Below are 24433 nucleotides of genomic sequence, written 5' to 3'. Positions count from 1 at the left end.
TTAATGAACTATTTGATTGGTTAAATGGTATAGTTTGGTTACTGGTTTGTGTACTTCATGGCGCTCCGGGAGCGCTGTTAGCAAATCGTGAAATAATTTTGCGCCGGGTTGCCATTGATATTTTACAGCTATTACTTTTGTAATATTATCAAGAAAACTTTTAGTTGGTGGGTTGGCTATCATGGCCAGCAGCTTGGTTTCAAAATCATGTTCATCATCTGGGTTAAACACATGTGGTTTAAAAAAATCAAAGTCGCTCATGGCTGTGGCCGATGAACATAGTACCGGCACACCACATACTGCCGCTTCCAGTGGCGGAATACCAAAGCCTTCGGCTTTAGATGGATACACAAATAGCTTGCAACCTGCATAAAAAGCTTTCACATCAACATCATCAACCTGTGGAAACCAGTGAAACATTGAGCTTTGGGCTAAAGTCAATCCCTTTATTATAGCTTCTAAATTTTTATCAGCAATTGAATTTTTACCAATAAATACCAGCGGGATATTTTGTTTATATAACTGCAGTTTTAGGTAGGCTTTTAAAACCAACGTATGGTTTTTGCGCGGTTCTACCCGGCTTACATAAAGTACATAGTTTGAAACATTGTATTTGGCCTTTACAAACTGCCTTGCTGTTTCGTTTGCAGGCACCCGGGTGCTAACTCCATTTGGAATTACTTTAATATCCGTTTCCGGGATGCCATAATAGCGGGCAATACGTAATTTTGAATAGTTAGATACTGTAGTTTTAATAGCTGCATTTTTAATACTGCGGCCAAACAAAAAGTTTCTGCTTAAGCGATAAGCTAAAGAAAAATATTCAGGAAAATCGTTAAACAAAACATCGTGTGTAGTTACAATGTACTTGCATCCGCGTATTTGCACCGGCAACAGGTACTGGAAATGCGCATAATCAAACTTATACTTTTTAATATACTGCGGAATATCAACAGCAAACCTTAAAATTGCCAGCTTCCAATTTTTATAAGATAAAATATGATCCGATTCAACAGAAGGAAATGCTTTTTTAACCGCTTTTACATCGTAAGCTCCAAAATAAATATCCAGATCGGGATAGGTAAGTAATATTTGCGTATATAATTCACGGATAAAAGTTTGCGTGCCCTGAAATCCGGTATCAAATGAATGGGCGTCTACAAATAAGCTGATGCGTTTATTGCCCACTATACACCTCCATTTCTTCCCGGTAACGGATCAATTTTGCGGGTACACCGCCATAAATATTGTTGGCCCCATATACGCCTGCTTTTAAAACTGCACCGGCGGCTATAATACAACCATCTTCCATCACCACGCCATCCAGTACAGTTACCTTGGCTCCTATCCAGCAGTTTTTCCCTATTGTTATGCCTCTATGGCTCACTCCTTGTAAGCGTATAGGCTTTTCCAAACTATTAAACACATGGTTCTCGGAGTGGAAGCTCACATAATTACCAATGATGGTATCATCGCCAATCGTTATTCCGCCAGAGCAACCATAAAAACTATCGTAGCCTAAACCTACATTGTTGCCTACGCGCATGCCTTTACCCAATACCTGTAAGTTACCGGTACCTTCTATCCGGGTATTAATTCCCATAGCTACATTGTTACCTAACCGGATTCCTTTTTCCGAAAGCGCATCTATCAAACATCCATCGGCTATACTAACCGAACGGCCAACCTTTAATTTAAACCGCGCCTTAACTTTGGCTTTTCGCGATAGAAAGAACAACCCTTTATTGCTAATACCGCTTAGGTAACCATTAACTAACATCATACACCTATTCAATACCAATAAAATAATGTAGTACATAGGAACACGCTTATCTATTTGATAATCAAAACCCTTCCAGGTGCTAATCATTTTATTCAGATATCGTTTCAGCATGGCTATTTAATAATATTGTAAAGTCTCAATAGTAGCCCCTTCGGTAAAAAAGAGAGCAGAAACAGCGCATAACTCGTGCCGCCGAAGCGGTTAACCTGTATTACCGCTTTCAAATTTTCACGTGCCTTGGCGGGTTGGTGATTGTTCCACAAAAACTTCTTAGCAAGCAGCACGTAATAGGCACCCTGTTTTATTTGAGGTTTATATTGAGATTTGCTAATTTGTTGTAGCTCGTTCCCTTCAACTGGTGTGATGTAACCTTTTTCCAAGATGTGATACTTCAGTTCTCTAAATCTTGGGGTACACCAACTTTCATCTATAGTTACAGATTCTGGGTTGAGCCGTACTTTAATTAAAGATTGCGAAAAGTTAAATAGCTTGCCTTTAGTGCCAATGTTTCGCCATAACAAATGATCTTCAAAACCCAGTGCGTTTACGTTATAACCGCCGGCGCTAATAACTACATCCTTTTTATAAAATACGGTAGAATGAATAAAGGGGCAATTTGCGTAAGCCAATTGCTGTAATTGCTCGTTACTATGGCCGGGAGGTTGATAGTTAAATACATAAACACCATTTTTATCTACATAATTGGCAGCCGAACCGATGATATGATACTCGGGATTGGCCAGCATAAACTGGTATTGGGTTTCTAACCGTTTGGGATGGCAAATGTCATCTGCATCAAAACGTGCTACATAGTTTGCTTTCGCATGTTTTAGGCCGGTATTTAATGCCGCGGCTACGCCGCCATTGGGTTGTTTAATAACTACTATCCGATCATCCGAAAACGAGCGCACCACCTCAGCTGTATCGTCGGTACAGCCGTCGTTAACAATCAACAATTCAAAATTCACAAAGCTTTGCTGCAGTACCGATGCAATGGCCTCTGCAATATATTTACCGGCATTATAAGCCGGCATTAAAACGGTTATAGCCGGGTTATTGCTTGGCATAACTTAAAGTTTTAGGTGCCGGTTGTTTAATATCAACCAGCATTAACAATTCAAAAAAAACGATCACCGAGAGCTGCTCAAACCAGTAATCAATAAAAAATACACCGCACATTAATAACATCAGCGCAACGCCGTAACTCATACTTTTATAATGCTTTAAAAAGTAACCTAAATAATAAATGGCAAAGGCTAGTAAACCAATCAGTCCGTATTCACTAAGCAACTGGTCGTACACCGAATTGGGACTATTGATCAACGAATGGAAACCATCGGCCCGACTAAAAAAATTGAGGTAAACATCTAAATGGTTTGTTAAAAAAAGCGGATTGATATAATCATATTTAGCCGGAAAGCCACCCGAATTTCCTAAACCGGTAACTTTAAAAGCCAACTTTGAGGAAAAGTTACCTATACCATTTCCGGTTAATGCCTTTTGGGGATAATGTTGTAAAAAGCTTAATGTTTGCCCTAAAGCTACAACTTTACCCGGCGTTGCCGATGGTTTAATACTTTGCAAGCTAGCAGTTGGCAAACTATATTGGTGGGCTTTTACAAAATCAAGCAGCCTTTGTTTCTCAGGGCTTAAAGCATCAACATGCTGAAACGGCGCGGTATGAATGCTTGGAACAGGAATATCGGGCTTAGTTACCTCTGCGGCAGTGGTTGAACTATTTATAAATTGCTTTTTAACATCTAAATTAAAAACCGGTTTTTTTATACTATCCAGGTATAGTTTCGCTATTTTTTGTTTCCGCTCATCGGGAGATAATACACTATCGGGTTTTTGTGTGACCGGGATGGTGTGGACAACAAATAAGCGGTCGTCATATTTTTTATGGAAGTGTAAGCGGTAATAGGTTTTAAAAATATAATCATCGTTTTGTGGTGATATTTTAAACATAAAAACTGCCAGTAACATCAGGCAAATTACAATCACACTTTTTTGATCGAGGGTGCTTTTTACAATAAACAAAAGTGTTAGTATACCCACCAGCATCAAGTTAATGGTATTACTTCCGGTTAGCAGTAATACAGCCATACAAGCCAACACCATTACTACATTTTTGCGGCTTAAAAAATAAATTACGCCAAAAGCGTTAAGCACCGCATTGGTGGTAGATACATCGAAAGTAATGCCCTTAATATAATCGCCGGTACCGATAAAGTATTTTTGATAGTTACCCTGGTACCGGTATGGGTTAATGGTATGTATCTCACAGATTATATTAAGCAACGTTAAACCCGAAACAACTGCATTGAGTATAAAAAACAGCAAAATAGTACGATGAACAACAGCAGGCTCATTACGCTCTACCGATAATTTAACCTGATGAATAGCCAATACACAAAGTAGCCAAAAGCCTATCCCGGTTAAAAAAACAACATTGTAATTAATGCTGGCATAGCCCTTATAAATTATCCAATTTATAATAGAAATTGCAATGGCAATGAGATAAAACAGCGGTAGTCTCGAATTTTTAAAGCTAAAACCCAGTTTAAAATCAAACTGAAGCAAATAAATCAACATGAGGGCCATTATTTTAATCGCTATCTTAACATCCAAAAAAAGCACCAAAAAAGCAAGTAGCTTCCAATCTACCAAAGTGGTATATTGTTTCAGATCCTTAATTTTTGTTTGAATACCCATAACAATCTAAGCTGGCTAACGGTATTGTTATTGATACCGTTCAACATCATAGTTACGTGCCGAAAAATAGATTGGTTGCCTGTGCAAGCACGGCAGATGATGATAAATTAGCTTAAAGCGTGTTTGATGATTTGCCAATCGCCAAGGCGGATTTGCTTTAATGGCAACAGCATTATCAAATACATCATAATGGCAGATAAAAGAATAAGCCAAACATTTTGGAAAAGATAGCGTGCCATTATGCCACTTGTTATAGCGCATAACAAACAAATAAATAAGGGCCGCCAACTTCTACGTAGTTCTTTCAAATCAGTTTTAACCAGATACATCATCAATTGAACCAGCATGGCTAACAGATAAGCAAGTGCCGCGCCGTCGCTTTTATATAATGGGATGAGTAAAACGTCTCCAACTAAATTTACAACAAAGGTTATCATGATAATCCCGAAGATCATTTTTAACCTGCCCTGCGCAAAACTAATGCTCCATAAGTAATTATTGATGTACAAAAAAGGCATGCACATAGCCAGGATAAGGATAGTTACTGAATTTACCGCACCATATCTCCCCGCAGTTAACCAATCAACCAATGGCGACCATACCAGGTACAAAACAAGCGCTATCAAAATAGATACCACCATTTCCATCCGCAACAGCAGTTGCATTTTGCTAATAGATAGCTGGCCGCTTTTTAACAGCCGTGTAAGGCGTGGCACAAGTAACGGAGCCAGGGCCAATAATGGCAAAGTACTCATCTCAAATATTTTATAGGCAAAGCTATAATCGGCAAGTTTTGCCGCAGATACCATGAGGCCGATAAATATCCAATCGAAACGCGCCAATGCGGAGGTAAATATTACTACGCCAACCTGCGGAAAAGATTGTTTAAGCAACACCCTATAGGCTTTAACATCGGGTTTAATTTTAATACTTATAAGCGAGTGGCACTGGAAAAGAACAATACTCAAAATCAGTTCGGCAAAATCGCCTGCTATAAATACGATGATCACACTATTGATGTTAACCTGGTGCAGCCATCCCAAAATTAGCAATGCGCCTCCGCGGATGATATTAGAAATTACCGACATTACCGATAACAGTTTAAATTGCTCAAAACCTGCCGATAACTGCTTGAATGGCATAGAAAAAAAGATCATCAGCTTTCCTGCCCCTATTAATAATAACAACGCATTGCCACCTAATAATTGCGGATCAAAATAATGGAGCAGGAACAGAATAGCATAAAATAACGCACCCGTTATAATCACATGAAAAAGGTAGCTTGATAATAACGATTCCGCATCGTCGCCAGCGGCTATTTTACGAACAATAACCTGGTCGATACCGAAAGAAAGCACATTAAATATGGCCAACAACATGGCCAACACTAAGTTGAGCTGCCCGAAGTTTTGCTTATCCAAATGGGCAGAGAGTACGAAAAAAATAACTACCCCGAACAATTGATTAACAATAAGCTGAACAGAGTTAGCCGAAAGGTTTTGCAGCAGTTTACCTTTCATTTATTAAACCGCATTTTGCTGATAGCGAGAGGGGGCTGTTTCATCAAGTTAATACTCTATAGCAAACTTTTTTTGGATGTATACCTTTTTCGCTACCTTGCTGTTGTTCATTTTTTGCAGTAATAAGTATTTTAAATGGGTATGCTTAAAGGTAGTTCTAGCTATTTGCCAACCGGCCTTCCCATCCAAAAAGCCTAAGCAAAATAAGTAATTTTTTATAAAGTTAAACACCGGCGAAACGTAAAGTTTAAGCATACTTGCTTCCTTGCCTTCCCCATAGTATTTTACGGCATTGAGGGCAGCATAGGTTTCGGATTTAGTTTGCAGTTCGGCAACATCTTTAACCGAATAATGGTGAATATTCCCTTTAATGCGCTCGCGTTTTACTCCTTTTGGTATCAGTAAAGTTTCGTGTACCTGGGCGGCCATCCATTTTACCTGCGTACGGTTAAACAACCTTACGTGGTGATCTCTGCCCCATTTCCCAAATCGCACCTGTTTTTTTCCAATGTACGATCTGAATTTGATATCATATACCTGATTACAATCGCATAGTACAAGTTGATGCAGGCTTGCTATCAACTTGTCATCAGGTATCTCATCTGCATCTAAACTCAATATCCAATCGTATTCGGCCAGTTCAATTCCTTTGTTTTTATTGGCACCGTAGCCGTCCCATGCTTTTTGGTAAACACGGCAGCCGTTTCGGCGTGCAATCTGCACGGTATCATCTGTACTGCCATTATCAATAACAACAATATCATTACTTATCAATTGCGCCTTTGCAATGGTTTGGCCAACAATGTGGGCCTCGTTCAATGTTATAATAACCACCGATACAGGGATCATAAAAACTTTGGGTTAGTGAGTAATTATAATCCATCACGATGGCCAGCCATAAATGGTTGCTTAAATACAACAATATTTAATTTAACTTTAGTTAAATACCAGGTACATCAATAATTATCCCAATAAAACAACTTATTATCAATTAATTAATAATATTTTTAATTTTTTATAGCATTAAGGCAACTATTTGGTATTTTACCGCGTAATGCTAAAAAGGTTTGATTTTATATTGCAAAAGATATCACAGCCTACATGACTGAACAAGAGTTTCATCAACTGATCATCGACTGTAAAAAGCACGACCGTAAAGGTCAGAAATTGCTCTATAAGGCATTTTATGGCTTTGCTATGGGTATATGTTTGCGTTATGCGGGCAACCGCGATGAAGCAGCCGATGTGATGAACCAGGGCTTTTTTAAGGTATTTACCAATATTGACAAATATGATACCGAAAGACCCTTTAAAGCATGGCTCGGCAGGATAATGATGAATACTTCGATTGACTATTACAGGTCGAACCTAAAAATGGCTTACGCCGAAGATCTGGACAAGGCCGAGCATTTAACCGATGGAGAACTGCCAGATAGAAAATTAAACTACGACGACCTGCTGAACATGATTCAGCGCCTGCCGCAAGCGTACCGTACCGTGTTTAATTTATTTGCAGTTGAAGGTTACACGCACGACGAAATTGGCGTGATGCTAAATATTAACGCAGGCACATCCAAATCAAACCTGCATAAGGCCAGGCAAAAATTAAAGCAGATGATACTTGATGCCGATGCACAAGGGAACAATGCCACTAACTATAAAGGCCTCAATTACTCTTCGGTAGTGGCAATTAATACCACGCAGATCAGAGAATTTTTTAACAGGAGTATCCGGTAATGAGAACAGAGAGAGAAAAGGAATTAGACGAATTATTCAGGAAGGGACTTGAAAACCCTACCCGGGATACTAATTTCCGTGATGACGATTGGGATGCCATGGAGGCCCTGCTGGATAAAAACAAAAAACGCCGCGGAATTATCTTTTGGCTGCCAATATTGGGTAGCGTAGCCGCTTTACTTATTTTAGCTTTAGGTTGGTTATTCATAGGCAATAAACATAATACCCACGTTACTGATAAAATCACTCATGTAAACAAACCTGTTAGTGGTAATGGTAGAAAGTTAGACACTGTAACTGTTACTGCCACCGCCCGCGCCGGCCAACCCTTGCTTACAAATAACAGTACAGCTAACAGCTCCAATAAAATCAACAACAGCAATAATACGAGCCAAAAAGCAGGCGCATCCAGAATACGGAATAGATCACTGTTAAATAAAAACTTCGCCTATAATGCGCACTTAAACAACAGGTATTCTGATAGCTATCAGCAGCCAAACCAAACTGACAATGCAGGCCATATTGATATTTTGCAAGTAAGTAACAGCAACTTACTCTCGGCAAACCTGCCATCCATTAATCTGCCCGATATGAATAGTGAATTAGCCAATGGTAAATTACCTATGGCTACGCTTAAACCAATAGTTAATACGCTGGTTGGTAAAAACAAACCCACTATTAAAAAAACGGGTTCTTTCCATCCCAATTTAGCTATTACGGTATTGGCTTCGCCGGATATTAACGCTGTTAGCAGTTCGTTTCAAAACAGCAAAGTTGGCACCAATGTGGGTATACTGTTCTCTGTTGGTGTGAGTAAAAAATTCACTATCAGTACAGGTGCTTTATACTCAAATAAACCCTATATGACGGATTTTGGTAATTATCATACTAACTATCGATTTAGTACCAATCCCGAAAGTGTGAGTGCTAACTGTAAAGTTTTAGATATACCTATTAACGTAGATTACCAGTTTTACAATAAATACAAAAATAAATTTAGCATAGGCTCTGGTTTATCATCGTACTTTATGCTGCGCGAAAACTACCATTATAATTACGAATACGCCAATACAGCCGGCCCAGTTGAATATAATATAGCGAACAAAAACAAATACTTTTTGGGTGTGCTAAACCTTGATGTTACCTATCAGCGTCAAATCAATGCTAAATTTAGCCTTAACGTACAGCCTTATCTTAAAGTACCGCTTACCAATATTGGTTACAGCCAGGTTAAGCTACAATCTACCGGTGTTGCAGTTGGGGTAACCTGGAATGTGGGTTCATCGCCTAAACACTAACAACGTTACTCTGCGAAAGTTAAATTATCAGCTAAGAAGGTAGCTGGAGTATTCGCTGTCGAGATCAACGTTCCTGAATGAGGAAAAATTATAGGAAGATATTATTGAGCTAACACCTTCCTATAATCATCAGCTTTTGCTGCTATTGGCAAAGCACTTATCATTTGGTAACCGGTACAGTTAAATTAACTGTAACCTCATCGGGAGTACCCGCTCTATCTACACCAAACTCTTTAGGAATAACTTTAAAGCTTCCTTTAAATACACCCTGATTACCTTTATCATCAAACGTAAAGCGGATGGTAACCGGTTTGGTAGCACCCTTCATGGTAAGATTACCTTTTGCCAGATAAGCATCACCGGCTTTGCTAACCGATGTTGAAGAAAACTTTATTTGGGGATGCTCATCTGCACCTAAAGCATCTTTAGCGTGGCTATTCTTCAAAAAAAAGCCGGTAGCAATAGTCGGCACTTCTATAGATGCCGAAATTTTAGCCTGTTCGGGATGCTCTTTATCAAACACAATATCGGCCTTAAGCCCTTTAAAAGAACCGCTGATTTTGCCGCCTGTAAATTCAACCACGGCTTCATCGCCTTTCACTTTCCAGGTGCTACCGGCCAAAACCAGTACAAATAAACCAATAAACAATAGTACAATAGATTGATGGATGTTCTTTTTCATAGTTTTAATGTTTACAATAACTTTTACTAATAGGTACGCAGTTTTTTATCATGAGGTTGCTTTAAAACAACGCATTTGCCAGTCACATTTTATAAATTATATGTTTTGGCTGAGAGTACAACATCTATCGACATGAAAATCGATTGGCTGTTTAAAAGGCACCTCAATTATTTTCAGGCATAAAAAAAGCTCACTACGTTATGTAATGAGCTTTTCTTTGTTTTGGTGGCGGAGAGTTAGGGTTTTGTAACACCTCTAAATGGGGTTGATAACCAATGTCTTATAAGTGGGATAAAGGCTTACGCACCGAATTACGCACCACTTTTTTGCTACAGATTAATTGCAAATCTTATGACATAAAGATACGAATTAATACAATATTTATCAAATTATATGCTTTGTAATTTAGCAATTCGGGTTTGAAACTTCAAATAAGATTCAGTAGGTCTTGACCGGCTTTTAAGATTCTTAGAATACAAACGCTATAAGGATTGCCGCATGTCCTTCATTTGCGTTTTAAAATCCCTGTAAGGCTTAAAAAACGGAATATGATGGCATAATGAACCGACAGCCAAACCCAACCCGCCCCCTGGCTGTAAGAGCGGACATGGCCGCCTTGCAAGTAATTACGCACACCAACCCATTTTCATCGCTTAGCCACCAAAAGCGCGTAGCCGGGTCAACTGTCAAGGCCGGACGGGGCCGCTGAAAGCGAACAACTCCCGTCCGCTCGTTATAGCCTTGACGGGTGATCCCGGCATGGGCTATCTTTGCGACTGCGGTGTAATTGGGTTCTCTTTCTTTTTTCACCAGCGAGGGGAAAAGCAAGTCGGTTATGAGCGCAGCGAATCTCCGTCTTGCTGCGCGAGGAGAGGCGGGCGGTGGCAGGTAACCCGCCTTATCGCGGGTGGCGTGTCGCCGCTGGCCGCAACCGGGGCATTAGCTTTTGGTTTCGTCATCTGTTAATGAGCGTACCTCGTTTTTGATCCACGCCTCAACCTCTTTCTTCGCGTCCTTGCTGACTTTGGCGATTTCATCGCATGGGGGTATCAGTTCCAGGGTCATACCCCGGTCGGGATGTTTTCTCGTTCTATCGACAGCATCGCGGGTGATGATGAAATTGCGGCTGGCCCGGCAAAAGATTTCCGGGTCGAGTAGCTTTTGTACTGCGTTGAGTGATTCCCAGAAAATGACCGAACTTGCATCGTGCCGCCGAAGCACCAAAGGGCCTGTTTCCGTGCGATAGATATAAGCAATATCGCTTACCCGTACCCGGAGTTCTTCCTTTTCATCCGAAATCCGCAGGTACAGGTAGTCTGCATAGGATGGCTGCCGTTCTATTTCCGTTATGGCTATTTCTTTTACAGGTTTGTTCTGATGGTGGTAATAGAAATTGCAGAACAGGTATAAGCCGTTAAAGTTAACGGCCATATTGAGGATCTCTTTAAGCATATAGCCCGTATAGGCATAACGTGCGCTATGCTGATCGAACGGAAAAAATAGCCAGCTGACCAATAAGGATGCAATAACGGGAAGCGGTAAGCCTAACAAGAGCTGCCATACGAGCCTTAACCAAAACTGTGTCTCCCAGTCATACTTTATATCCAGCCGCTTACAGATCAAGTTAATGATAATGATCTGTCCATTAGCAATCGTAAAGAGCGCGGTAAAAGAATAGAGAAACCACAGGTGAGTGACCAGCTTAAAGAACGGTTCAGATGGTAAAGGACATAACGCGTAGATCCCGGCCAAAAAAGCGAGCAGCAGCAATAGCGGGCTATTGGGATACGGACCTTCCCTTAAATGTAAACGTAACCATGCCACTGCGCGTTTTTTCATCGGCTTAAGTTTTTACACCCGGCGATAAAGCGGTCATTGGCATTTATTCCTGTTAGGTGTAGCGTAGACTGCTTATGATGTTTTCATCAGCGGGTATATGTTAACCTAAAATTACAAAATCAACCTAAGTGAAATTGCTTACACCGGGGGATTCAGCAAAAAAGTTGACGGTTCAACCCCTGTTTTTGTACGTTTCACATAAAATAACACAAACGGCTTAAAAAAAATGACGGTTCAAGCCCGTTTTTGTACGTTTCGCATAAATTGGTTCCGTCCGCCTGAAAAATTTCAGTAAAAACCAATATACCTTTGTATTAAGCAATTAACCAAATGGCAATAAAGAATCCTCAACCGGATGGCGATGATGAAGGGCAAGAGGTTAACCGTTATGACGGGCATAACGAAATGAAAAAAGAAAGCTGGCTAAGTCGGGTGCTTGGGGCTTACATGCGTATCCCGTTACTGCGAAAGATTGACCCGGTCAAGTTGTGCGTGTTCTTATTGATCATGCTGATAGAAACAACGCTATTAAGGCTTTTCATGCCACCGGGCTGGCCAATTCCAGTGGTAACCTGTACTTGTGAAGACCAGTACAGCGATACGACACTGGAAGCGATGGCGAAAGCAGGGAACCAAGATGTAAAACGTTACCTGGCTCAAAAGGACAACCCCATCAATTGCGCAGGAAGGCGGAAGGAGCTATTAGACAAATTGGAAAAGGCAAAGCATAAAAGCCAGCCAAAACGATAGGCGGGCGGTCGATAATATTAAAAATATGGATGGGGAATACCGGCTTTTCATAGCGCCCTTTCCGGGCGTAGAAGTGCATAGAGCTACGATGATCGCCCCCTTCAATTGAAGCGATCATCAGTGCAGAAACCGGCGGTATTGGCAAGTTTTTACCGGAACGGCACAAGGAACGTTGGCACGACGATAAGTGCAAATAAGCAAACAGGGCAGGCCATATCAAGGTCGTATGGCCGGGTTAAGCAAAGTGAAAAAATGTAAGCAGATGAAAACGTTAGATGCAGCAACAATCAGGGACATGGCAGAGGCAATAGCCTACAAGACCATGCTGGCCGCTATAGCAACGCTATGCAGCCGTTTCATCCTGAAGTACATGGCTGTAGGTCTGTGTTATTACCATAACATCCGGCCTTTTCTTTATCGCGCTTACGCCCAAAAGAGAATTGCTAACAAAAACATCCATGACCGTAAGTTTGCCTTATTCACGGGTTGCACCGAACAAGGAGATACCCAATCAATAGAAATGAAAAAGACCAGTCTGAAGCAGACCGGTCTTTCTCTCGGGCAGCCGTGACGGGCTTGCCTTAAAAATTAATTAACCTAATTTTCAAGTTAAAGGTACGCATTTCCTGTAAAATGCATAATACTGCTTATGGCAACTTCACAAAAAAAATGGCAACGCGCCATTTCATTTATAGCATTGTTTTTTGCAATTGTAGGTATCGGCTTTGTTGTTAAAGCTGAAGGTAATAAAACTGCTGATTCCAAAGGAAATTCCGCAGTTAATAAGTCAAACCACCACAAAAAAGCTGTGCGCAAATTTGCGACAGAGGTTTGGTATTACACCCCTGATACCGCCCCCTCCGGTTCTGCTATTTATACCAGTAGCAATTATACAAGCACGGAACCTGACAATTGCGGCGGGGCAACCACCGTGCCTTGCGAAATCTCGTTTACGGAGAACGCTAATTATTCAACATTAGCGCAATATCTTTCGTATCAGCAAGCGCATAGTTTGCCTGTGAATATTGTTAGCTTTAAGGACTTATAAATAATTTATAAACCTTAAATAAAACGAGTATAGTGTATTTACTATACTCGTTTTTATTTAGCGCGGATTCTGTGGCATTCCAGACAATGCAATCACGTCTTCAGGAATGGGTAGCGCATACTTTGGGTCATTTGGCGGCAAAGTGTAGGTTTGTCCGTTTACCGTTCTCGTTAAAGTAATATTGGCACCGACTTTATTTAAACGCTTCAAGTCCATCCATCGTAAACAGCGATATAGCAGTTCCTTTCTTCTCTCTACCAAAATAATATTTAAGGCATCATTCGCTGTTGCGGCACTCAAAGGAGTGTAAACAATTTTGTTAGAATATCTTGTTTTCAACAGGGTGTTCAAGTCAGTCATAGCTTGCGTTGCGTTTCCCTGCCTTGCTGCACATTCAGCCCGTATTAAGTAAACTTCATCTGTTGCTATACCCCCAAACAGGCCATTACTTCCCTCGTAACTGCCTTTAAATCCAAAACTTCCATCACTATTCTTACTGAAAAAGACCGATTTTCGTAGATCATTACTGGAATAGGAGTTGTATAGATCGGCTACAATTTTCGCTCTGACTTTACTAAGGTTCGGGGGGACAGGCACGAAATTTTCTACGAGCACCTCGGCATTGAACTGTTTGAATGGAAATGTAGCGGTTGCTGAAAGGGTATTGTAATCTATGAGTGTGCTATTTAATTGCAAACAAGAATCAGCGTGTAAACCTGCTTTATTATAATCCCGCATAAAAAGGTAGGTTCTGGCTAATAAAGCATAAGCTGCTGGTTTTGATGAGCGCATTACCTGAAGTGGTTTTACAGGTAGCAGACGGATAGCTATGTTAAGGTCTGTTATGATTTGCTGATAGGTTGCTGCAACTGATGACCGAACAGAAGGTTTATTGAAGTCCGGGTCTAATCTTAATGGCAGTCCCAAGTCGGTCGATGCTGTATTCGGATCATAAGCTAAGCACCAAATCGCTGCGGCTTGCAAAAAGGATTGTGATCTCAAATACAATGCCTGGCCTTTAGCATTGTCCCAATCGGCTGCATTGGCGGATGACCTTTCTATACTGCTAAGGCTCAACAGACTGGTATTAGCAATATTAATTACGTCATATAATTGCCCCCATGTATTTGGCGAAGTCGTAAATAGGTGATCCTTCCCCCAAATATACATTCGCTGGTTGTCCGGATTGGTTAAAGCCGACCAATCGGCATCTGTCAGGTAATAATTATCAGCACTTGATTCGCATGCAGATGCGCCAAAGTTGTTCACCCTCGGATAGTAGTCTAACAATGCCTGCACGTCGCCGACTGTTGACGGCACAACCAGTTTACTGTCCGGTTTTGCGTCCAAGAATTTTTTGCAACCATACAATGAACTGGCAACCAGTACGATATATAGTAAAATGATAGTTCTTTTAATATTTGACATAACTGTATTTTTACGATATGAGATATAAATCTTAAAATGTTCCTTTAATGCCTAAACTAATTGATTTAGAAGGTGGTATAACCGAACTGTTATAATCAGGATCTACGGGTGCATGGGTTGCTTTCCAGATTATTCCTAAATTGTTAAACACAACAAATGCCTGTAGCTTATTGAAGCCGCTGGCAGATGGTCTAAGCTTAAAGGAATAATTGATATTGATGTATTGTAACCTGATGTTATCAGCCCTGTCAACCAACGCCTCTGATCCATTATAAAATGCATCACGTGCCGGGTCGGCAGGGTAAACAATGGACGGCACATTAGTGGCTTTCTCATCACCGGTTTTCTGCCAGCGCAGACTATAATCAGAATGACCTACGTTATTGGCAAAAAGAGAAGAATAACTGATTGATTGTCTTTGAAAATAATAGCCAAACTTATATAGAACCCTTGCGGTAATAGACAGATTCTTATACGAAACTGTATTACCCATCGAACCAAAAATAACAGGGAATGCCGGGCCATTATATTTCAAATCATTTATCGTGGTACCGCTCCCCGTTATATTCAAATAATCTTTGCTAACCTGCCCGTTTAGATAACCCTGTGGGTCGCCCGTGGCCGGGTCTAATCCAGCCCATTTATAGGAAAATATTGAATAAACCGGTTTGCCGATAATGCCAGCAATTAACTGCCCGCCATTGACAAAATTACTGCCTTGGTATGAACTCAAATAATAGTTGGTTATCTTGTCCCGATAGTAGCTCAAATTGATATTGGTTAACCATTTGACTGCCCCGTCTAAGTTGATGGAATTAAGTTCCAGGTCGGCACCATTACCCTGCATACTCGCTACATTTTTAACAATAGTGGTATTGACCAAGCCTACCGTATAATCCACAGGGACACTACCAAAAAGGTCAGTGGCATTTTTACGGTAATATTCCAGGCTTCCGCTTATCCTGTTATTCAGCATTTTAAAATCAAGACCAATATTTAAGATACCGACTTTTTCCCATCTTAAATCGGGATTGTAAAATTTGTCAATCACCGCTGTAGGTGTCTGTGTATAGGGTGAGGTAATATTATATGCAACTGTCGTAACTGCGGTTGCATCAGGGTTTACATTGCCACTGTACCCATAAGTTGCCCGCAATTTCAAATAGGGAACAAGCTTACTATTATAAAATTTCTCTTTTGATATATCCCAACTCAACCCCGAAGACCATAATGGTGTCCATTTATTATTCGTGGAAACGCCAAACAGGTTTGAGGCATCCCTGCGCCCGCTTAGTGACAGTGTATATTTTTCATCATAAGTTAGCGCGGCGTTTGCATAGGTGGATACATAGCGGTTCAGATTTTTAAGGAAATTAACGTTGGATGGAATAAAGCTGTAAATTCCCTGAACGAAGGTCGGATAAGAATTAGCGTAGTCTACATTAGTTGTTGTTAAGATGTTGCCGTCATAACCATATACCCGGTAACTGTTTTGATCTAATGCCTTTTGACTAATTTCACCGCCTGCAATGGCGCTGATGTCAAATTTGCCGCTTGTCTTATTGAAGTTTAACTGACCTCTTACGTCATTTGACGTGATATTATTGATAGAAAGATCATAGATGCCCCCTTTCGGAATTACATTTAGAACGGTATTAAAAGTCTGGTTAATTTGCGTAAACTGGTTAATCAAATTGCGAGCATAATAACTGTTTGCATCATAAATGGTATTGTTTGTGACCTGCTGCTTCTCAAACTGGTATTTAATATCAGCGTTCAGCCATGATGTTATTTTGTAATTTAAGCCAAGATTGGCTAAAAGGTCATTGCCTTTAATAGTTTTATTTACATGCTGGTAGTCGGTGAGCGGATAATAGTTCCAGTCCAGCAACTTTCCGCTGCCAGCTGAATTGATATAGCTTAATCGGTAATCTTTCGCAACAGGCAGCGGGTTGCCGTTTGCATCAGCTATTTGAGTATAAGGCGGAATACTGCCAATACTGGTTGATATATCGGAATAGGAAGGTTTGCCGCTTGTGTTATTCGTCTGTGTGTATACTGCCCCGACAGAAAGTTGCAGATTCTTGGCAAGACTAAAAGTATTTTGGGTTCTGATATTGAGCCGGTCATTCTTGGCGTTCAATTCATTGATATTCTTATCATATCCTGCAAAGACCAACCAGGCAATATTATTGCTTCCACCGTTCATATTGATTGAGTATTGCTGGTTGACCGCTTTCTGATAAAAATATTTATTCAAATCATTTCGGACATCAAGATTACGGAGCGCATTAATCTGTGCGGTTGCAGCCGCCTGGGAAAGCTGGCCGTTCTGTTGTTTTAATAGGATTTCATAAACTGGAGAAAAGGGCGGGTGACCTGTACTGGCAGTATCGGAAAAACGATAACCTTTACTAAATAAAAACTGCTCCACATTGATAAAATCGTTGGATGACATCTGTGGCAGATAAAAAAGGTTCGGTTTGTCGGTAATAGTCGTTATGGCATTTCCTTCAACCGCGGTTTTTTGATTGAATTTCCCTTTTTTAGTAGTGATGACAATTACACCATTCCCTGCTTTAGTGCCCCAAACAGATGCGGCAGCGGCATCTTTCAAAATGGTAATATCCTGTACCTCATTAGGGTTAATGTTATTGATATCGCCATCGTAAGGAAAATTATCAACGATAATCAAAGGTTGCTTCACACCTTGTATCGTGCTCAATCCGCGTACCATTAGTTGAGCAGTATTTCCTGCCGTTTTTCGGGACACGGAAACACTGTTGGCCACTGCCTCCAACCGGCTAATAACATCAGTGCTGACCTGTTCATTGAATGTTTTATTATCAATTTGCGTAAATGAACCTGTTGCCCTTTCTTTTGGTAAGGTTTGATAACCTGTGCTTACTGTAACTTCTTTCAATTGCGAATAAGTGCTTTTCATCGAGATCAACAATTGTGACGAGTTAGCAGAACTTACAGGCATTGCTAAACGTGCATAACCTATATGAGTTACAATTAATGTGTCTGCACGGGTAAGAGATATTCTAAAATGACCATCTATATCTGAGATCGTATATTGAGCATTTTTTTTAAGGATAATCGAGGCTCCCTGTAAGGGTTGGTGAGATTCCGCGTCAATTATAGTTCCTGTAATTTTTGTCGTCTGTGCTGAAGCATAAAAAAGATCTGAAACCAAGATTATAAAAAGGTATATTTTTTTCATGTGGGGTGCGGTTTAAAATGAGAATGATTTTTTTGTTACCCATTCAGTTAGTGATCACACACATTTCTATTGTGCGTTTTTGCCGGATGAGGGTAAAGCCATATCTTTTTAAAGAAGTATTCAATGAATTAATGTCATCCATTCCAGCGGATGAAAGAAGCATATCTACTGGCGTTGGATAATTGGTTTCGTCCACCACTATAGGCATCGTGTCTTTAAAAGAAGGGTAGTAATTCAGGTAATCTGTAAGTTCTTTTACGGTTGTATTAGTGACAACCAAACTGTCTTGACGTTTATTTAATCTAATGGCTTTTGCTTCTCCGGCATGAGGTAATAGCGTAATGTTATTAGAACGGGACAAGACATAACAATCTACGACACGCTGTTCTTTTTTTCCATCCAGTTGAAAATACAGGTTAAGGTCGGATAGCATTTTTGCACATACCCGGTCTTCCGGTTCTGTATTGGGTATGATCAGTTCGTATGAAAAAAGGTTATTCTTACGCCAATCGCCCATTTCATCACTTTTGACATTTTTATTTTGATATGGAAATTGCCGTCCGTCCTTTGTATCTACCAGGATACGGTTTGGTGAACAATTGAATGCAAACTGGTAGAGGCTAATTAGTGGCCTGTTTATAAAATAGTACCTTTTCCTGTTTCCATCCTCATAATTATTTTTTGAACTGACCAATCCCGGTAGGTAACGCATGATCATGCTGGTGGTCAACATCGCGGAATCGGCCTCTTTACCTAAATTTGTCCTGAAAGATTTTCGGTAATCAAAACTGATCCGATCAGATTTAACAACAAATGAATGCGCAGGGTCTTTTAAAACAGCAGCAATATTTTTCCCTGTAACTTCATAAGAGTCAGTAGATGCCAATATCTTTCCCTGATAAATCCACACATAGTGAGGTAGTATGTTGTGTGGAAATAATTTGTCAAATACCGTGTCATTAGCAATGGTAGGTACTGAAAATAAAGTAGCCTTTGTTGTTGTTATGCGTTTGAATACGGCATCTATTTTGGCTTTAGTATCTCGTGTGCGTTTTGCATTAACGAGTAAGATTTTGACATCTACAGTACTGGTGCTCAAAGAGTCAAGTTTGGGAAAAGCGTTAATACATGAGCTGCACCAGGTAGCCCAAAAATCAAGAATGATTAATTTTTTATTGCGGTAATCATTTAGAGTGATAGTTTTCTTACCCGCGCGTTCATTGATGACCTGTAAAGGTATTTTCCAGATAACTTCGGAAATAGTATCACCAATAGAAAGAGGTTTTATAATATTATTTCGGCCCTGTGCATTGGCATTAAAATTTAAGCAAAGCGTGGCCAATACTATGGTGAGTAGCGTTTTTTGCATAGTGGGTTGAGGGTTAAAAACCCGCGACCGGCTATGTTAATTGCTTTTACACCCGGCTCACGGGTGGTTAGATAATCAGAAAATGGAGCGGTCAGGCTCTTTAAAAAAGGGGAATTATTATATAGGGGCTTTCGGTTTTAGGGGAAAGAGCATTTGTTGCGGGCTGATACCGGATGGAATCGCTTTGTAAAGAAAAATAAACAAACTATGCCTGGCCTTAATATTGAGGCCCTCAATTTCTTTGTAAAATTTAGTTATGGCTTGTTGTTTCATATTTCAATCAGCAAAAAGACTAACTGATAATACGAGCCTTATTATTGGGAATTATACATAATCAGAATACTACAGTCATGGTTCCCAACTTATCGTTCTATAGCTGAATATAGGCATCCCGGCTTCTCATGTTGTGTCCATTTACAATGCTAATTTTCAGAATAAGGCTCGAAGCGAATGCTTTAATTTCATTTTAAAGTATTCGCAAAATCATCAATTCTATTCTGGGATCTATATCAATACATCATTTATTTGACCGATTGGATCACATAATGACAAAATAATTCCCTTTAACAAATATAATTAATTGACTTAATAAATCAATTAATATACTCAATAAATCATTTAATTGATTCAATAAGAATTATAAATACTTGATTTTCAGAGATTTAATTTTAATTTATATTTGATGGAATAAACAGTTAATGAGCGGAAACAAAAATAAGATTTACAGAATTGGGGCTGTGCTTGCAGATAAAGGAATAGATAACAAGGTTTTAGCTGAGTTAATGGGCGTAAAAGCGGAAACTGTTTCAAGATGGTGCAATAATGAAATTCAACCCAAGCCTGATAATTTGTACAAGATCGCACAGCTAACCAAAACCAATCTACAAGACCTGCATATTGCAACTTTAGATTGGCCGCCAGGCCTTTCAGCGGCAGAACTTGCCCAAACTGAATATGATGCCAAGCAAAAGGCCGAACGCCAAAAGAATTTGAAAAACAAAAGTAAAGGGTAGTTCAACTGTTAGGAAACGTTTTAACTAAATAAAATGATCAAAACCATCACCATAAAGAACTTCTTCGGGTTTAAAAACTTTGAGGCCAAAAGGTTGACAAATGTGAATGTTATCATTGGTGCAAATGATAGCGGTAAGACTGCTATATTAAAATTATTTTATGGTATCTCTAAGTCACTGGAAGACTTTACCCAAAAAAACGCGCACAACCCATCACCTTATAAAAGATTACTTTCAGAAAAACTCATCAATACTTTTCAGCCCCGTAAAAACGGATTGGGTGAATTAGTTACCAAAGGGTCGGGTGAAAAGCTGAGTGTTAATATCACTTATGAGGGAAAAAGTAAGCAACAGATACAGTTTTCCTTTGGTGAAACCACGACAAACAGTATTGTAGACTGTACTGAAAACAACCATATAGAAAGTTTCGCTGATCAATATAATGCGCTTTTTATCCCGGCAAAAGAGGTTTTAACTGCATTCGATGCTATCGCATTGACCAGGGAGCAATACAACATGATAGGATTTGATGATACCTATTACGACCTTATTCTCGACCTTCGGGTTCCTACCCAACAGGGCAATGTTAACTCGGAATTGAGAAATGTAAATAGCGATCTTGAAGCATTATTTGAAGGTGTCATTACACAAGGGCCAAAAGACAATCCTTTTATATTTAAAAAGGGCAAGACTGAATTTAGTATGCCGTTGACGGCTGAGGGGATCAAAAAAATCGGCATTCTTACTACCCTGATTAAAAACAGAAAGCTAAGAAAAAATACAGTATTGTTTATGGATGAGCCGGAAACAGCTTTGCACCCCAAAGCTGTCCGTAACCTTGCTGAAATGATCGTATTGATGAGTAAGGCTGGGGTACAGATTTTTATCACAACACATAATTATTTCCTCATTAAACAATTGGCCATTATCGCCAAAAGGGACAATACCGACATCAATTGCTTTTCTTTAAATAAAGTTCAAGGCCAGCCTATCGGTTATACATTGGGCAATATGAAAGATGGTTTGCCTGAAAATCAGATCATCGATGAGGCCTTAGCCATGTTTAATGAAGAAATTATAAATTCTTTAGGAATATGATGCCGCATTCAGAAAATGGTGTTCAAGTGCATTTTCCAGATAATAATTATTTCTTTTTTGGCAATTGCGCGGCGTATAAAGTCATCAGTGCTCATTCTGTCAAAGAAATGGATATTTGCTGGTTGGATACTACTTTGAATACGCTTTGGTGCGTGGAATTAAAAGCATTTGATGACCCCAGCAATGCAAAATTTTTACAGCAGGATTTATCAAGTGGTGGGATTGTTAAATATTGGATAGACGAACTGTATAAAAAGACTTTGCATACACTTTGCATGTTGGAAACTGACAGGTCAAACACCAACTCCTGCATAGTTCAGGGAATTACTGATCAAACCATTTTTAAGCTGGTACATTTAATTAATGTTCTGCCTGGTCAGGAAACATGGTTACAGTTTATTCAGGATGAACTAAGAATCATGTTGAAGCCTATATTGGCTATTTATAATGTTCATTCTTTAACCGTTATTCCTTATTCACTGGCTAAAAATAAAGCGATCTTGCCGTGGATTGTGTAATAAGTTTAATTTATTCAAATCCCTTTATATGGATAAGAGGCAAGTAAGCCAAAAGCTTATATCGGTAAGTTAACTGATTGTTGGTAAAAAACTCATTAAACGATAGAAATCTAATTTAACTTTTAAGAAAATTTACCGGGATTTTTAGTTGGTTACAACTACGAATTTTCGGCAGCCCGATGGGCTTATAGGTAGTAATTACCCTCTGCGATTATGGCGCTTTGCGCCATAATCGTATTGGCTACCATAAAGTTTTTACGTTTTTGGCTGTTTTCCGTTTTGCACTTTTTCGGTGCCATAAAGAACGTTCGTTAGGGTAAAGATAAGCGTTAGTTTTTCATTTGCAAGGCGGCGTTTGTTGGTAGTTTTATTGCCGGGTGGCCGTGGTTGGTTAATCATCTGTTACAGCAAAGGTAGCCTCCGAAGCCAGGGCAGTAAAGGGACTTTCGCGGCATAAACCCGCTGGGCCATTCACCCACAAGGCAATTTATTCCACGTTCCCTTGACGGCCCTGTCTTCTCCCGCTTTTGGTTGCTTAACAGAAGATCACCTGAACCCTTGATGATTAGGAAAGGTTTAACGGATGGTGCTTGTTAAGTGCATCTTTCAAGTCTTCAAGATTATTGGTCTTGTAGCGCTCTGTGCTGCTGATATAGCGGTGGCCCGCCATGTATTGCACCGTTCGCAGGTTCTTATCTTTCAGCCATTCAGTTATTACGCTCTGCCTGATCTGCATCCCATGTTTATATTTAGGATTTATCTTTCGTAAAGCATAGTTGAGGTGCAGCAAGCTGGCTTTGATCGTGTCCTGCCCATTCATCGTGACAAAAAGCCGGTGTACATCTTCCACCGCTTTATATTTGTCCGGCTTTCTGCCAGAACGCTCGGCCATACGTTCAGCCAGTATCTTAGGCCGCACGACCAATAGATATTCCTGCAAGTCTAAGATTTGATGGGGCTGCAAACCAAGTTCCCGGCTATTCAGTTTGCCGGTGGGCGGTATATGTATTTTGCCCTCCCTCAATTTTAGGTGTTCAGGGCGCAGGGTTTCCAGTTCTTCCCTCGTCAATGCCTGGTAAACCAATAAGCCTACAATCACCTTATTGCGATGGGTTCGTTCGTCTTTTACCGGGTAACTTTCATAAAGTACTTCCAGTTCGGGCAACGTTAACAGGTCATGCGGAATATGCCTGATCGTGCCTTTCAGAATAATCCCGGCTGCGGGATTATAACCTGCCTGTCCATCCTGTTGCAGCCAGTTAAAGTAATACCTTACGGCAAGCATCACCCGGTTGATTAGCCGGATACTATCGCCGTTTTGTTTAAGCTGGTCTGCAAACTCCAATATATCCGCATGGGTAACCTGTTCGACTGCAAGGCTTTCTTCCTCTGCCCATTCCAGGAATATGCCTGCATAGTTTTTATGCTGACGGATATAGCCTTTGCCATAATGTTCCTGTTGTAAATAAGCTTTGAAAGGCTCTAAAGCTGCCAGTATTGCGGGGGCAAACTTATATTTGTTCATGCTTCAAGTGCGTGTAGATCTGTGTGCTTTCCATGCTGCTATGCCCTAAAAAGCGCTGGATCTGTTCCAAAGCCATACCTGAATGCAGCAAATGACTGGCAATGCTATGGCGCAGGGTATGCAAGCCTGCGGGCTTTTTTATCTTCGCTATGGCCTTTAACTTTTGTAGCCGTTCATAGGCCATGTGGCCGCTTAAACGTGTGCCGTTTACGTTCAATAACAAAGCATCCTCTTTTTTATCAGTTGCCAAAAGCGGACGGCCATAAAGGATATAGTTCTCCAAATCGGCTTTTCCTGTACCTGCAAGCGGTACGTAACGCTCTTTGTAGCCTTTGCCCTTACGAACGTAAACCAGGTCTTTATCTAACAGGATGTCTTTAACATTGATATTGGCACCCTCGTTTTTACGCAGGCCGCAACCGTAATACAAGGCCAGTATCGCTTTATCCCGCAAACCCAACGTATCATCTTTGACCGCTTCGTATAAGCTGCTGATCTCTGCCATGTTAAGAATACACTTCACGTTGGTGCTTTTGCCTTTGATGCGCAGTTTCACCGTAAAGCTTTCCTGTCCGCTTTCGGTAAGGTAACGGCTGAACTTGCGGATTACCTGCAAGTGCTTGCGGATATAGTTGAGGCTGATCGCACCGGCGGCTGTTTTGCTTGGCCGCTCATGCAGGTGTTCCATGTATTTTTTCAAATGCTCCTGTTGTATGTCGTGCGGACGATGGCAGTTGTGATCTTGCAGATAGATCAGGAACTCGGTGAGGATTTTAGGCATATCCCGTGGGCTGCTCGGTTCAAAGTTGAGGATGCGCAGCCATTGGCTAAAGCCTGCCTGCAGGCGGATATAAAGCGGATTATAAAGGGTGCCTTGCATTTTC

Annotated in this window: 24 protein-coding genes; 8 read left to right on the top strand and 16 right to left on the bottom strand. The window is 40.4% G+C overall.

Annotation, left to right across the window (positions count from 1 at the left end; translation table 11 throughout):
* From BDD43_RS18215 to BDD43_RS18190, 6 genes are all read right to left on the bottom strand, one after another.
* Positions 1–1188: a glycosyltransferase family 4 protein gene (locus BDD43_RS18215; protein WP_121199014.1), complete on the bottom strand. Its 1188-nt coding sequence runs from the start codon at positions 1186–1188 to the stop codon at positions 1–3.
* The gene (locus BDD43_RS30610) at positions 1178–1894 is read right to left on the bottom strand and encodes an acyltransferase (protein WP_121199013.1); all 717 of its coding nucleotides are present in this window, start codon (positions 1892–1894) and stop codon (positions 1178–1180) included. The genes BDD43_RS18215 and BDD43_RS30610 overlap by 11 nt, the downstream gene beginning before the upstream one ends.
* A 2-nt stretch (positions 1895–1896) precedes the next feature.
* A complete protein-coding gene (locus BDD43_RS18205) occupies positions 1897–2850 on the bottom strand; it encodes a glycosyltransferase (RefSeq protein ID WP_121199012.1) in 954 nt (317 codons plus the stop codon).
* Complete coding sequence (locus BDD43_RS18200; RefSeq protein ID WP_121199011.1) at positions 2837–4498, bottom strand: hypothetical protein; 1662 nt, start codon at positions 4496–4498, stop codon at positions 2837–2839. The genes BDD43_RS18205 and BDD43_RS18200 overlap by 14 nt, the downstream gene beginning before the upstream one ends.
* A 107-nt stretch (positions 4499–4605) precedes the next feature.
* Entirely contained in the window at positions 4606–6018 is a 1413-nt protein-coding gene (locus BDD43_RS18195) for an oligosaccharide flippase family protein (protein ID WP_121199010.1), read from the bottom strand.
* A 48-nt stretch (positions 6019–6066) separates the two neighbouring features.
* Positions 6067–6867, bottom strand: a complete 801-nt coding sequence (locus tag BDD43_RS18190) for a glycosyltransferase family 2 protein (RefSeq protein WP_121199009.1) — start codon at positions 6865–6867, stop codon at positions 6067–6069.
* Between the two features lie 252 nt (positions 6868–7119).
* Here BDD43_RS18190 and BDD43_RS18185 point away from each other — a divergent pair, with 252 nt between their 5' ends.
* Together BDD43_RS18185 and BDD43_RS18180 are read left to right on the top strand one after the other, a co-directional pair.
* Complete coding sequence (locus BDD43_RS18185) at positions 7120–7755, top strand: RNA polymerase sigma factor (protein WP_121199008.1); 636 nt, start codon at positions 7120–7122, stop codon at positions 7753–7755.
* A complete protein-coding gene (locus tag BDD43_RS18180) occupies positions 7755–9053 on the top strand; it encodes a porin family protein (protein WP_121199007.1) in 1299 nt (432 codons plus the stop codon). Before BDD43_RS18185 ends, BDD43_RS18180 begins: the two co-directional genes overlap by 1 nt.
* Positions 9054–9213: 160 nt before the next feature.
* On the opposite strand, the gene BDD43_RS18175 is transcribed toward BDD43_RS18180, so the two are convergent.
* From BDD43_RS18175 to BDD43_RS18170, 4 genes are all read right to left on the bottom strand, one after another.
* A complete protein-coding gene (locus BDD43_RS18175; RefSeq protein WP_121199006.1) occupies positions 9214–9735 on the bottom strand; it encodes a YceI family protein in 522 nt (173 codons plus the stop codon).
* Positions 9736–10269: 534 nt separating this feature from the next.
* Positions 10270–10545 (bottom strand): hypothetical protein, encoded by a 276-nt coding sequence (locus tag BDD43_RS29755; RefSeq protein WP_147425682.1) that lies wholly within the window; start codon positions 10543–10545, stop codon positions 10270–10272.
* 23 nt (positions 10546–10568) lie between these two features.
* Positions 10569–10694 (bottom strand): hypothetical protein, encoded by a 126-nt coding sequence (locus tag BDD43_RS30850; protein ID WP_262707422.1) that lies wholly within the window; start codon positions 10692–10694, stop codon positions 10569–10571.
* Positions 10675–11574, bottom strand: a complete 900-nt coding sequence (locus BDD43_RS18170) for a LytTR family transcriptional regulator DNA-binding domain-containing protein (RefSeq protein ID WP_121199005.1) — start codon at positions 11572–11574, stop codon at positions 10675–10677. Before BDD43_RS18170 ends, BDD43_RS30850 begins: the two co-directional genes overlap by 20 nt.
* Positions 11575–11904: 330 nt before the next feature.
* Between BDD43_RS18170 and BDD43_RS18165 the strand changes: the two genes are divergently transcribed.
* From BDD43_RS18165 to BDD43_RS18155, 3 genes are all read left to right on the top strand, one after another.
* Positions 11905–12324, top strand: a complete 420-nt coding sequence (locus BDD43_RS18165) for a hypothetical protein (protein ID WP_121199004.1) — start codon at positions 11905–11907, stop codon at positions 12322–12324.
* Positions 12325–12586: 262 nt separating this feature from the next.
* Positions 12587–12895, top strand: coding sequence for a hypothetical protein (locus BDD43_RS18160; RefSeq protein WP_147425681.1), 309 nt, complete (start codon positions 12587–12589; stop codon positions 12893–12895).
* A gap of 78 nt (positions 12896–12973) precedes the next feature.
* Positions 12974–13372 carry a hypothetical protein gene (locus BDD43_RS18155; RefSeq protein ID WP_121199002.1) on the top strand — a complete coding sequence of 133 codons (399 nt, stop codon included), beginning with the start codon at positions 12974–12976 and terminating at the stop codon, positions 13370–13372.
* Positions 13373–13429: 57 nt separating this feature from the next.
* On the opposite strand, the gene BDD43_RS18150 is transcribed toward BDD43_RS18155, so the two are convergent.
* The 3 genes from BDD43_RS18150 to BDD43_RS18140 form a co-directional block, all read right to left on the bottom strand.
* On the bottom strand, positions 13430–14722 hold the full coding sequence (locus BDD43_RS18150; protein WP_162847112.1) for a RagB/SusD family nutrient uptake outer membrane protein: 1293 nt from the start codon (positions 14720–14722) through the stop codon (positions 13430–13432).
* Between the two features lie 109 nt (positions 14723–14831).
* Positions 14832–18026 carry a SusC/RagA family TonB-linked outer membrane protein gene (locus BDD43_RS18145; protein ID WP_121199000.1) on the bottom strand — a complete coding sequence of 1065 codons (3195 nt, stop codon included), beginning with the start codon at positions 18024–18026 and terminating at the stop codon, positions 14832–14834.
* A 43-nt stretch (positions 18027–18069) separates the two neighbouring features.
* The gene (locus BDD43_RS18140) at positions 18070–19395 is read right to left on the bottom strand and encodes a thioredoxin domain-containing protein (RefSeq protein WP_121198999.1); all 1326 of its coding nucleotides are present in this window, start codon (positions 19393–19395) and stop codon (positions 18070–18072) included.
* Between the two features lie 698 nt (positions 19396–20093).
* Between BDD43_RS18140 and BDD43_RS18135 the strand changes: the two genes are divergently transcribed.
* From BDD43_RS18135 to BDD43_RS18125, 3 genes are read left to right on the top strand one after another with little or no spacing between them, the layout of a single operon-like run.
* Positions 20094–20408 (top strand): helix-turn-helix domain-containing protein, encoded by a 315-nt coding sequence (locus BDD43_RS18135; protein ID WP_121198998.1) that lies wholly within the window; start codon positions 20094–20096, stop codon positions 20406–20408.
* Positions 20409–20441: 33 nt separating this feature from the next.
* The gene (locus BDD43_RS18130; protein ID WP_121198997.1) at positions 20442–21506 is read left to right on the top strand and encodes an AAA family ATPase; all 1065 of its coding nucleotides are present in this window, start codon (positions 20442–20444) and stop codon (positions 21504–21506) included.
* The gene (locus tag BDD43_RS18125; protein WP_121198996.1) at positions 21503–22024 is read left to right on the top strand and encodes a hypothetical protein; all 522 of its coding nucleotides are present in this window, start codon (positions 21503–21505) and stop codon (positions 22022–22024) included. The genes BDD43_RS18130 and BDD43_RS18125 overlap by 4 nt, the downstream gene beginning before the upstream one ends.
* Before the next feature lie 255 nt (positions 22025–22279).
* Here the strand turns inward: BDD43_RS18125 and BDD43_RS30155 are convergent, their stop codons facing one another.
* The 3 genes from BDD43_RS30155 to BDD43_RS18115 form a co-directional block, all read right to left on the bottom strand.
* Entirely contained in the window at positions 22280–22423 is a 144-nt protein-coding gene (locus tag BDD43_RS30155) for a hypothetical protein (protein WP_162847074.1), read from the bottom strand.
* 166 nt (positions 22424–22589) lie between these two features.
* Positions 22590–23549: a tyrosine-type recombinase/integrase gene (locus BDD43_RS18120; RefSeq protein ID WP_121198365.1), complete on the bottom strand. Its 960-nt coding sequence runs from the start codon at positions 23547–23549 to the stop codon at positions 22590–22592.
* Positions 23536–24429 carry a tyrosine-type recombinase/integrase gene (locus BDD43_RS18115; RefSeq protein WP_121198364.1) on the bottom strand — a complete coding sequence of 298 codons (894 nt, stop codon included), beginning with the start codon at positions 24427–24429 and terminating at the stop codon, positions 23536–23538. The genes BDD43_RS18120 and BDD43_RS18115 overlap by 14 nt, the downstream gene beginning before the upstream one ends.
* Positions 24430–24433 lie beyond the last annotated feature (4 nt).

Origin of the sequence: Mucilaginibacter gracilis (assembly GCF_003633615.1) — a bacterium.
GTDB lineage: Bacteria > Bacteroidota > Bacteroidia > Sphingobacteriales > Sphingobacteriaceae > Mucilaginibacter > Mucilaginibacter gracilis.
Note: the sequence above shows the minus strand (reverse complement) of the source record. Positions and strands in the feature narration are given on the sequence as shown.

Excerpts from the sequence above, each read along its gene's own strand:
- BDD43_RS18200 (WP_121199011.1), bottom strand. The coding sequence starts at position 4,498 with ATGGGTATTCAAACAAAAATTAAGGATCTGAAACAATATACCACTTTG.
- BDD43_RS18135 (WP_121198998.1), top strand. The coding sequence starts at position 20,094 with ATGAGCGGAAACAAAAATAAGATTTACAGAATTGGGGCTGTGCTTGCA.
- BDD43_RS18190 (WP_121199009.1), bottom strand. The coding sequence starts at position 6,867 with ATGATCCCTGTATCGGTGGTTATTATAACATTGAACGAGGCCCACATT.
- BDD43_RS18125 (WP_121198996.1), top strand. The coding sequence starts at position 21,503 with ATGATGCCGCATTCAGAAAATGGTGTTCAAGTGCATTTTCCAGATAAT.
- BDD43_RS30610 (WP_121199013.1), bottom strand. The coding sequence starts at position 1,894 with ATGCTGAAACGATATCTGAATAAAATGATTAGCACCTGGAAGGGTTTT.
- BDD43_RS18170 (WP_121199005.1), bottom strand. The coding sequence starts at position 11,574 with ATGAAAAAACGCGCAGTGGCATGGTTACGTTTACATTTAAGGGAAGGT.
- BDD43_RS18180 (WP_121199007.1), top strand. The coding sequence starts at position 7,755 with ATGAGAACAGAGAGAGAAAAGGAATTAGACGAATTATTCAGGAAGGGA.
- BDD43_RS30155 (WP_162847074.1), bottom strand. The coding sequence starts at position 22,423 with ATGATTAACCAACCACGGCCACCCGGCAATAAAACTACCAACAAACGC.
- BDD43_RS18195 (WP_121199010.1), bottom strand. The coding sequence starts at position 6,018 with ATGAAAGGTAAACTGCTGCAAAACCTTTCGGCTAACTCTGTTCAGCTT.
- BDD43_RS18160 (WP_147425681.1), top strand. The coding sequence starts at position 12,587 with ATGAAAACGTTAGATGCAGCAACAATCAGGGACATGGCAGAGGCAATA.
- BDD43_RS18140 (WP_121198999.1), bottom strand. The coding sequence starts at position 19,395 with ATGCAAAAAACGCTACTCACCATAGTATTGGCCACGCTTTGCTTAAAT.
- BDD43_RS18145 (WP_121199000.1), bottom strand. The coding sequence starts at position 18,026 with ATGAAAAAAATATACCTTTTTATAATCTTGGTTTCAGATCTTTTTTAT.
- BDD43_RS18185 (WP_121199008.1), top strand. The coding sequence starts at position 7,120 with ATGACTGAACAAGAGTTTCATCAACTGATCATCGACTGTAAAAAGCAC.
- BDD43_RS18115 (WP_121198364.1), bottom strand. The coding sequence starts at position 24,429 with ATGCAAGGCACCCTTTATAATCCGCTTTATATCCGCCTGCAGGCAGGC.
- BDD43_RS18175 (WP_121199006.1), bottom strand. The coding sequence starts at position 9,735 with ATGAAAAAGAACATCCATCAATCTATTGTACTATTGTTTATTGGTTTA.
- BDD43_RS18165 (WP_121199004.1), top strand. The coding sequence starts at position 11,905 with ATGGCAATAAAGAATCCTCAACCGGATGGCGATGATGAAGGGCAAGAG.
- BDD43_RS18205 (WP_121199012.1), bottom strand. The coding sequence starts at position 2,850 with ATGCCAAGCAATAACCCGGCTATAACCGTTTTAATGCCGGCTTATAAT.
- BDD43_RS18120 (WP_121198365.1), bottom strand. The coding sequence starts at position 23,549 with ATGAACAAATATAAGTTTGCCCCCGCAATACTGGCAGCTTTAGAGCCT.
- BDD43_RS18155 (WP_121199002.1), top strand. The coding sequence starts at position 12,974 with ATGGCAACTTCACAAAAAAAATGGCAACGCGCCATTTCATTTATAGCA.
- BDD43_RS30850 (WP_262707422.1), bottom strand. The coding sequence starts at position 10,694 with ATGACGAAACCAAAAGCTAATGCCCCGGTTGCGGCCAGCGGCGACACG.
- BDD43_RS18130 (WP_121198997.1), top strand. The coding sequence starts at position 20,442 with ATGATCAAAACCATCACCATAAAGAACTTCTTCGGGTTTAAAAACTTT.